7 protein-coding genes are annotated in these 9,718 nt (G+C 69.2%); 6 read left to right on the top strand and 1 reads right to left on the bottom strand.

The annotated features are described in order from the left end of the window. Positions 1-447: 447 nt before the first annotated feature. The 5 genes from MXD59_RS18530 (at position 448) to MXD59_RS26570 (ending at position 8,011) form a co-directional block, all read left to right on the top strand. Positions 448-987 carry a DUF4352 domain-containing protein gene (locus tag MXD59_RS18530; RefSeq protein ID WP_248813454.1) on the top strand — a complete coding sequence of 180 codons (540 nt, stop codon included), beginning with the start codon at positions 448-450 and terminating at the stop codon, positions 985-987. A 335-nt stretch (positions 988-1,322) separates the two neighbouring features. Continuing rightward, a complete protein-coding gene (locus MXD59_RS18525; protein ID WP_248825940.1) occupies positions 1,323-2,384 on the top strand; it encodes an EndoU domain-containing protein in 1,062 nt (353 codons plus the stop codon). A gap of 6 nt (positions 2,385-2,390) precedes the next feature. After that, positions 2,391-2,756 (top strand): hypothetical protein, encoded by a 366-nt coding sequence (locus tag MXD59_RS18520; protein ID WP_248813458.1) that lies wholly within the window; start codon positions 2,391-2,393, stop codon positions 2,754-2,756. A gap of 241 nt (positions 2,757-2,997) precedes the next feature. Continuing rightward, the gene (locus MXD59_RS18515) at positions 2,998-4,227 is read left to right on the top strand and encodes a metallophosphoesterase family protein (protein ID WP_248825934.1); all 1,230 of its coding nucleotides are present in this window, start codon (positions 2,998-3,000) and stop codon (positions 4,225-4,227) included. Between the two features lies 1 nt (position 4,228). After that, positions 4,229-8,011 (top strand): AAA family ATPase, encoded by a 3,783-nt coding sequence (locus tag MXD59_RS26570; protein WP_283097109.1) that lies wholly within the window; start codon positions 4,229-4,231, stop codon positions 8,009-8,011. 7 nt (positions 8,012-8,018) lie between these two features. Here MXD59_RS26570 and MXD59_RS18495 read toward each other — a convergent pair whose 3' ends face one another. Continuing rightward, the gene (locus MXD59_RS18495; protein ID WP_248825933.1) at positions 8,019-8,789 is read right to left on the bottom strand and encodes a globin domain-containing protein; all 771 of its coding nucleotides are present in this window, start codon (positions 8,787-8,789) and stop codon (positions 8,019-8,021) included. A 146-nt stretch (positions 8,790-8,935) separates the two neighbouring features. On the opposite strand from MXD59_RS18495, the gene MXD59_RS18490 reads away from it, so the two are divergent. After that, entirely contained in the window at positions 8,936-9,310 is a 375-nt protein-coding gene (locus tag MXD59_RS18490) for a winged helix-turn-helix transcriptional regulator (protein ID WP_248825932.1), read from the top strand. Positions 9,311-9,718: the final 408 nt, after the last annotated feature.

Raw genomic sequence — 9,718 nt, 5'->3', positions numbered from 1 at the left:
TAGATTCAAGCGTGGCATGGTCTAGTTTCCGGCCGTCCGTCTCCCGCATGCAAGAATTAAATCACAATGTGCCATCCGTGTCCAGTTACTTTCGTTCTTCTTGGTAGGATATTTTTGTAGCCGGGTGCCGGTGCTCATCTGACCGCATCGAGTGCATCTGTTGATCATTTTGTTGCCGAGTGGCTGGGACGCCGCTTGGTGCGCGCTGGTTCTGGGGGGATCCATGCGTCACGCACTGCCGTTGTACTCGCCCATGGCTGTGGCCGGCGGGTTCCGGTAGAAGACCGCTCGTCGAGCTCCTTTGATAAGGGGCCGAACACCGCCAGGTAGCGGATCTGACCTGGCGGAAATCACGTCTCCCCGCTCCTGGTTCACCCGGAGTTCGGGCAGGCTTTCTCGATGCTGCCGTGAGGTGATTCCGGCAGCTTTCTCACACGGGGGTTTCACATGCGCAAGGCACGTCTGTTTGTTCTTGTCGGTGTCCTGGTTGGCATGGTGGGGTTGACGGGCTGTCTGGAGGACACGTCCGTCACCGCGACGGGGGCGACCGCCGCACCGGGGCAGAGCGGCGGGTCCGGCGGTTCCGGATCGGGCGGCGCCGCGAAGGCCCAGTACGGGCAGGTGCTGGAGATCCGTAAGGACGGTGCGGTCGCGGCGACCGTGAGCGTGGCCGCGCCGCAGGCGGTGTCGTCGTTCTTCGGCGGGTTCACCAAGCCGACCAGCGGGCCGGCGTTCGCGACCTTCCTGGTGTCGTTCACCGCGCAGAAGCAGGGTTTCACCGTCAACGCGTTCGACTTCTACGTCCGGACCCCCGACGGTGCGCGGGCCCAGCCGGCGATCGGTTGTGAGCCGCAGTTCAGCGCGGCGACGTTGAGCGCCGGGGAGAAGTACCAGGGGTGCCTGACCTTCGACGCCCCGCATGGCTCCCTGGTCTACGCGTCCAACCTGTTCACCTCCACCAGCCTGGCCGAGTGGCCGTCCTACTGAGCACCGAGGAGTACTGCATGCTGGGCGCCATGCGGGTGGTGCGGCCCGGCGAGGACAGCTACGAAAAGATCGACGCTTGGCTGAAAGCTCGGCGCCGTTAGCGCCGCCACAGCCGGCCGGGCGGGTCATGGCCGGCACGAGCCGTGGCCCGCCCGACCTCGTTCCGCCGGACGCAGCGGATCTGCCGCTGACCTGCGAAGCTGCCTACCCGCAGGCTCGCTGTCCACTGTCCTGCCGCTGATCCTGCTCCGCGCCGGCAACCACTGTTTGCACTTTATGTGGCTAGTACGCTACACATCGCGCATATTGTGGCGATACTGGTGCGGTGGGTGCCGATGCCGCGTGATCGCCTGCCGTCAGGCGCCGATGTCTCCGGGCGCTCCTCGGACGGCGCGTCCGACCTGTCCGAGCAGATCACCGGAGCCGAAGCGAAGGCACAACTCCTGGACCGGGCAGTGGCCCGCGCGGCAGGCAACGCCGACCCCGAGGAAACGTCCGGCTCGGACCGCTCCGCGGATTCCGACCGCCCCGGCGCGTCCGTGCCCAAGCCCGACCAGGCGGGAGTCTCCACTGACCGCCTCGGCTCTCCCACCGACCGCGCCGGCGCGGTTCTTCGCGGCCCGGAGGCAAAGGCGCAGGCGCTGGACCGGCTGGTACTCGGCCCCCGCGCCGCCGAGCCCACCCCACGCACCGCGAATCCCGTTCCCCACGAGGCCAAAACGGTCTCCGCCGATGACCCTCGCCGCCTTGCATCCACCCCTGCGCGGGAGGTCTCCTCTGCCGAGCGAAGCGCGTCCCTGCTCGACCAGGCCGTCGCCCGCCTCCGCCAAGCCGATCAGCGTACGTCCGCGGCGCCCGGACCAGCACCGCAGGAGCGCTCATCCGCCCCCGCGGCAGACCAGAGCCCCGTCCGCGAGCCCTCCACCGGTAGGGACCGCCCGACACCCACCGACCAGCGCCCCCCGATTCCAGAGAAGGTCTTCACTCACATCCTTGACGGGGAATGGAACAAAAAGGGGAGGCCAACCGGATTTCACAGCGCCCCTGACGGGGTTGCACCACCTGACCGGCGCCTGACTCGGATCGGGGACCCCAGCCCGGAAGGGGTCTACCGAGCCAAGGTTGATTTTCTCGAGCCAGGTTCGGGAGAATGGCGTGAGAAGAAGGTTCCAAAGCATACAATGTTTCCTGACTCCTGGAGTAGGGAGAAGGTTCGCGAGGCGGTGCAGAAATCATACGAAGATGTGTATGATTCCACGCTGGCCCCTATGCTCAAGCGAGGCGAAAATCTTGTGGGCGAGCAGTGGCGCGGCTCGTACGAGGGTGTGCATATCAAATTTTTTGTAGGGCAGGACGGCGCGGTTCGGACTGCGTTTCCGGACATGGACGAAGGGTAGGCGAAAATGGTGGTGGAATGGAAATTTGTCGATGGTGTTCGCGATCGACTCGACACCGACCCTGCGGATGTGTTTTCCGAGAACAGGATGACTGCCGTACGCGACTGGCTGATGGGAGATATCCAGCGTAATCGAGAATCGCTGAAAGAGTTTCGCGAGAGCTGGCGGGAGGTTCTCCAGGGAAAGTACGAAGGAACCTCTGGAAATGTCACCGATCAGACTCTGGCTGGGGATGAGGTTGTTTTCGACTCGCTGATCGAGAGGTGGGACGAGTTCTCGATGCCAGTCGCTGAGATGTTCGCGATCCTTGACAAGTTCGAAGAATACCTCGATGAGCGGGCGACTCGCCGCCAGGTCGCCAGTACCGACTGAGTGTTCGGCCTGCTGCCGTGAACGACGGGGCCGGGTGCGCAGGGTCGGAAGGTCGGCCGTTTGCGTGCCATCTCGGCGGTCGGCGCTACAGGAAAACAATAGTTGAACGATCTGCAGACATGTTGCGGTTCGGGTGGTCGGGGTGGGTTGATTTCGGGCTGGCGCGGTACCAGACTCCTTCGGTCAAGTCGGCTTTTCGCCGGCACCGGGGAAGGCTCGATGGATTCTGGGGGTATCGAGCGTGCGTCTCGTTCATGCGGCCGACGTCCATCTGGACAGTCCTCTTCGCGGGCTGAGCCGACTTGAGGACCCCGCGCTGGCGGATCGGCTGCGGCTGGCCACGCGGCGCGCGTTGGAGAACCTCGTCGAGCTGACGGTGCGCTCCGGGGCGGATGCGCTGCTGCTCGCCGGCGACATCTACGACGGTGACTGGCAGGATTACGGGACGGGCCGCTTCTTCGTCGAGCAGATGCGGCGGCTGCACGACGAGGGCATCCCGGTGTTCCTGGTCCGGGGCAACCACGACGCGCAGAGCGAGATCACCCGGGCGTTGAGCCTGCCGCCGAACGTCACGGTCTTCGACGCGGACAACGCCGGTACCGCCCACGTCGAGGAGATCGGTCTGGCGGTGCACGGCCAGAGCTACGCGACCCGGGATGTGTACGCGAACCTGGCCCGTTCCTATCCCGACGCGATCAGCGGTCTGGTCAACGTGGGGGTGTTGCACACCGCGGTCGGGGGAGCCGAGGGGCACGCCGTCTACGCGCCGTGCACGGTGGAGGATCTGACCCGCACCGGCTACGACTACTTCGCCCTGGGGCACGTCCACACCCATCAGGTTCTCGGCGAGGGGGTGGCCGCGTTCAGCGGGAACCTTCAGGGGCGGATGCCGCGGGAGAGCGGGCCCAAGGGGGCGCTCGTCGTCGAGATCGAACCGGGGCGGCGGCCGGTGACCCGGTTCGAGCCCTGCGATGACATCCGCTGGGCGTCGCTGACGATCGACGTCTCGTCCTGCCGCACGCTGGATGACGTCCTGGAAGACGTCGACGAGCGGCTGCGGGCGACCCGCGCGGACGCGGGGGAACGGCCGGTGGCCGCCCGGCTGGTACTCGTCGGGCGTTCCGCGGTGGCCGGGGCGTTGACGGACGAGGAACGGCTGCGAAACGAGCTGCACGGCGCCGCGGCCGCGCTGGCGGTGGCATTCGAGAAGATCCGGGTGCGGGTCGAGAGCCCACATGCTCCGAGCACGGTCGATGCCGATCTGGTGGCCGCGATCCGCGCCGCCGGGGCGGATCTGGCCGCTGACGGCGACCGGCTGGCAGCGTTCGCCGAGCCGCTGGACCGCGAGTTCGGTCGTCTCCTGCGGAACGCGGAGCTGCTGAACCTGCGCGACACCGCGGTGCTCGCCGAGCTCGCCGAGCGTGCCGGCACCGGGCTGCTCGCCCGCCTCACCGGCGACGTGGAGATCTGAGATGTTGATTCGTTCGTTCGGGTTGGAGCGGTACGGCGCCTTCGAGGACCGTGAGGTCACCTTCGGCCCCGGGCTGACCGTGGTGATCGGCGACAACGAGACCGGGAAGTCCACCACGCTGAGCGGCCTCGCGGATCTGCTGTGGGGATTTCGCCGCGGCCACCGGGATTACAGTTTCTCCACCGGCCGGCTGAGTCTCACCGCCGATCTCGAACTCCCCGACGGGCGGCAGGTCCGCGTCCGTCGGCGCGGCACCGGCCTGCAGACCATCCCGGACGGCAGTCCGTTCGACCCGCTCTGGGGGCCGCCGGAGCCGGACGCCCGCGACCAGTGGCGGCGGGCCTTCGGCCTGTCCCAACGGGAACTGCGCGAGGGCGGCAGTCGGGTCTTCGAAGGCAGCGGCGATCTGGCGGAACTGGTCTTCGCGGCCCGCAGCGGCCGGGCGGTACACCAACTGGTGCGGACGTTGCAGGCCGAAAGCGAAGCGCTGTACAAGACGCATCGCGGCAACAAACGCAGCCCGATCCGGCTGGCCTGGGCCGAGTCCGACCGGTTGCAGGGCGAAGCGAAGGCCGCGATGAGCTCAGGGCAGGCCGTCCAGGAAGCCGAACAGGAACAGGCGCGCCGGCAGCTGGCCGCGCGGACCGCGCAGACCCGGCTGGCGGCGGCGACCAGGGCCCACACCGAAGCCGAGCAGCGCCGCCGGGCCCTGCCCGAGGTCCAGGCGATGCTCGAGGCGCGGGCGGCACGTGACCAGCTGCTCGCCACCGGGATGGTGCTCACACCCGAGCAGGTCACGGCGCTGAGCGACGCGGACGAGACGTCGGGTGTGACCGCGGCTGACGTCCGACGGCTGCTCGCCGCCATCGAGACCGAGCGGGAGAACCTCGCCGCGCTGCCCGTCGACGAGCGACTGCTGGCCGACAACGACGAGATCACCCGGCTGCAACGGCTGGTGGAGGCCCGCGTCGGTGACACCGGGCAGGCCGAGCAGGACGACCGCCGCGCCGAGGAACTCACCGCGCGGGCCCGCGCGCTGCTGGCCGAGCTCGTCGGCCCGCAGGACCAGCACCCGGTCGAGGAGCTGCTGAGCGCCCTGCACGTCCCGGTGGACGTCGCCGCCGACCTCGACGCCCTCAGCACCCGGATCGCCACCCTGCGAGACGAGCTGGCGCGCGCCGACCAGAGCGTCCAGACGGCCGAGGAACGGGAACGCGCCGCCGCCCCGACCCTCGCCGCCACCCGCGACCCGCTGCTCGTCGTGCTGCTGCGCGAAGTGGTCACCGCGATCGACCAGGAGGGATCGGCCACCCGGGCGCAGCGAACCGCGGCCGACCAGGCCGCCGGGGCCTACACCGATCGCCGGGACGCCCTGCGCCGCGCCGGCGCCCAGCTTCCCGAAGCCGAGCCGTCCGTACTGCCCGGACGGGACGCCCTGCGCACCGCCCGCGAGCAGCGCGTCAAGGCCGACGCGGACGTGGCCAGGTGCGACGGCGAGCACGCCAGCGCCGAGCGGGCCGTGGACACGGCCCGCACCCAGCTCGCCGCCGCGACCCGCAAGCGGCTACCTGACCCGGGCCAGCTCGCCCAGACCCGCGCCCACCGCGCCGACCTGTGGGATCGGCTCGTCACCGCCGCCGCGGGCGGCCTGACCCCCGAGCGGGCCGCCGAACTCCTGCCCAGCCTCGCCCTCGCGACGAGCCGGGCCGACGAGATCGCCGACGACCTGATCGAACACGCCTCCGCCGCCACGAAACAGGCTCAGAAACAGCGCCTGCTCGAGGAAGCCGAGCAGCACCGGACCGCCACCGCCACCGCGGCCGCGGCCGCGCACATCGCCGCCGAGCAGGCCCACCAGCAGTGGGACGGTTTCTGGCGCGACCTCGGCCTCACCCCGCCCACGGTGGACGCCGCCGACGACGCCTACCGCGCACTCGACGAGGCCCACCAGGCCCACACCACCCTGCTCGCCGCCGAACGCCGCATCACCGCCCTGACCGGGCAGGCCGAAGCCCAACGCGCCACCCTGACCGAAGCCCTCGCCCGGCTGGGCCATCCCTACCCCGACGCCGACCTCGACACCGCCCTGGCCGCCGCCGGCCACCTGCTCGCCGAGGACGACGGCGCCCGCGAAGTCCGAGCCAGCGCCGCCACCCACGCGGCCGCCACCGCGCACGCCCGCACCGCCCGCACCCGCGCCGAAAGCGACCTGACCGAAGCACTGCGCGCATGGGCCGACACCCAGCAGCGATGGGCCGCCACCCGACCCGCCACCGCCGCCACCGCCACCGGCCCTGCCACCTGGCCGCCGTCCGTCATGACCGCCGACGGCTGGACGGCCTGGCACACCGGGCTCGCACAGGCCCAAACGGCCCATCACAGCGCCACCGAGGCTCGCGACCGGGCGGCGGCGGCCCGCGGCCGGATCGAGACCTTCGCCCAGGACATCACCGTCCTCGCCGACCGACACGGCGAAAAGGCCGCCGACACACCCACCGACACCCTGGACCGCCTCGCGACACGGCTGGGCACGGCCAGCAGGAACCTGGCCGCCGCCGAGACCGTGCGCCGCGTCATCGGCGATCTGAGCACCGAACTCGCCGACGCCCACACCCGCCATGGCCTCGCGATCACCGCCGTGGCGAAGCATCGCGCCGAGGCCGGTCTCCCCGGCGACGAGCCGCTGCCGCCCGTCCTCGAACGCAGTCACGCCGCCCACACCTGGCAGGACAGGGAAGCGACCAGCGCGGCGCGCATCCGGGCGACCGCCCCCGACCACCACCTCGAAGATCTCGTCGACCACCTCGCGACCCGCGACGAGGCGACCCTCGACCAGGAACTCGAAGCCGCCCGCGACCATCGCGACGCCTGCGCCGCCGCCCAGACCGAAGCCGACAACGCCTGCGGTGCCAGCGAGGCGCTTCTGCGCCAGCTACAGGAGAAACCCAGCGTCAACGTCCTGCTCGCCCAGTCGCGGGAACACCTCGCACTGGTCGCCGAACGGGCCGAGAGCTACCTCGTCACCACCATGCAGTACCGGTTGCTACGCGATCAGCTCGAAGCCTACGAAAGCCGCCACGCCTCCCCCCTGCTCGACGCCGCCGGACGTGTTCTCGAACGTCTCACCGGCGGATTCTGCGTGGGTCTGCGCGCCATCGAACAGGGAAACCAGCGGTTTCTGCGTGTCGTTCGTGCGGACGAGGTGGAGCGTCAACCCGGTGAACTGTCCGAAGGCACCGCCGACCAGGTCTACCTCGCCCTGCGCCTCGCCGCGATCAGCCAGTTGCAGAACGAACGGATCGCCCGCGGGGAGGTACCGCTACCCGTCGCCCTCGACGACATCCTGATCACCTTCGACGACCGCCGCGCCGCCGCGACCCTGCGGGTCCTCGCGGAACTGGCCCGGAACTGGCAGATCATCGTCTTCACCCACCACGACCATCTCGCCGAGATCATCCGTTCCTTCGAGGATCCGAGTCTCAGCGAATCCGTGCGGATCAGCCGCCTCGCCCCGGTCGTCATGCCCGCGGACCTGCGTGACGCCGACCAGGTCAGAGCCTCACTCGTCCAGTGGACCGACGGCTCGACCGACGCTCACCCCACCCCCGACACCCAGCCACCCCCCGAGCGGCCCACATCCGGACGCCGGACCCCGCCCGCCGCAGCCGACCACGATGCCGGCGACATACGGGCGTGGGCCCGCGCCCACGGCTACGAGGTCTCCGACCGAGGCCGCATCGCCCAGTCCATCCAGGACGCCTACCACCAGGCCCAGCACGCCTGAAAGCCGGTCACGGCGACCACGGCGGCGCCACACCCCATCCCCAGCGGGGAACCGGAGCACGCCGGATCGGCGTCGCATCGGGCTGCGAATTGGCGACCGCGAGGCGGGTTCCCCACTCGAGATAGCTCATGAAAGCCGCGCGAAACTCCGGATCGTCCGGCAGCCCGACGTGGTCGGCGGCATCGACCAGCAGATTGATCCACCGTCGACGCTGCTGTTCCGTGATGGCCCTGCCGAGATGATGGGCAAGCATCTTCTCGTAGCCGCCGCGAAGATCGGTGTAGGCGGCCGGGCCGCCGAAGACCTCACCCACCCACATTGCTACGTGGTGCGCGTGGGCCGGGTTCATACCGGCGAACAGCGGAATGAGGAGCTCGTCCTCGGCGACGGTCTCGTAGAAACGCGCGAACAGCCGCTCGAAGGCATCCTGACCACCGGCCCACTCGTAGAGGGTGGGCGGCCGGGGAGTCCCGGCAGCCACGCCCACGACCTCGGTCGGTGCGTAGTGCCGCATCTCCTCGATGCTCTCGATGTACTGGCCCACCTGGGCGATGAACGGCTGGAACAGTGCGCTTTTCCGGAATCCGTTCAGATGGCTTTCGAGGGATTCCCAGCGTATCCGAAGGATGTAGCTCTCCGGGCTCTCGACTCCCCGGGAAAGTTCGAAGTCCAGGCACTCCGGCGATTCTTCGAGAGATTTTGATGCCTGCTTGTAGGCCTCTTCGAACTCGCCCGCCCGATGTTCTGGGATGCGATATCGGATGTACTCAAGAATCATTCTTCAGAACCTCCCGCGGCAGACGCTATCAGAAGGTTGCGGTACCGTGGGTACGCACTTTCTGGTGCGTAGCCACGGTGTGTGGCGGTGTGGTGTGGTCGAGCGGCGGTGCGGCGCAGGCCGGAGCACGACGAAACGGAGAGTCGATGGCCGAGCGTGCCTACCACTGCGCGGTGGAGGTGACCCTCGAGGTGATCGGTGGCAGGTGGACGCCGGTGATCCTGGCCCACCTCAAGGAGAACGATCACCTTCGCTTCGCGCAGATCCGGCGCCTGATCCCCGACATCACGGACAAGATGCTGACCCAGCGGCTGCGGGAGCTGGCGCGCGCCGGGATCATCGACCGCACCCTGGTGAGCGCCGCCCCCGCCCACGTCGAGTACAGACTCACCGAGGCCGGTCGCGGCCTCTCACCCGTGCTCACCGCCATGTGGGCCTGGGGCGAACAGCGCGCGACGACCATGGGCCTCACGATCACGCCCGTCCAGCCCGAGGTCCACCCCGGCCCACCCACCGGCTGACCGACTGACGCCCGTTCCCGTTCCCGTTCCCGGGGCGGCAACGGCGCCCACGACCTGACCGGGGTCACGTTCCGTGACGCATCTTGTAGGGGCTGCGGGTGTGCAGAGTGCACGCGGGTCGTCGTGGGGCCGTTCGTGTCCGATATGCCCCCCACGACGACCCGTGTAGGCGGATCTTGTTGGAGGCTGGTTGCGGGGTGTGGTGGAACAGCGCAGGTGTGATGCTCCGGCCGTCGCCGCGGGAGTCGGTGGGGGTCTGGGTGGGTGTGCTTCGGGTGGATCGGTGGAGTTGTCGGAGGTGGGTGGGAGGGTCCGGGTGTGTCGGTCGGGTGAGATCGTGTAGCGTGTGAACTCGATACACACCCGGCCGGGGTTGGCGTGTGATGCGCGGGGTCCGGCTGCTTCGGA

Source organism: Frankia umida (genome assembly GCF_023242945.1).
GTDB lineage: Bacteria > Actinomycetota > Actinomycetes > Frankiales > Frankiaceae > Frankia > Frankia umida.
The sequence above is the reverse complement of the archived record's forward strand: the minus strand, read 5'-3'. Positions and strand labels throughout refer to the sequence as shown.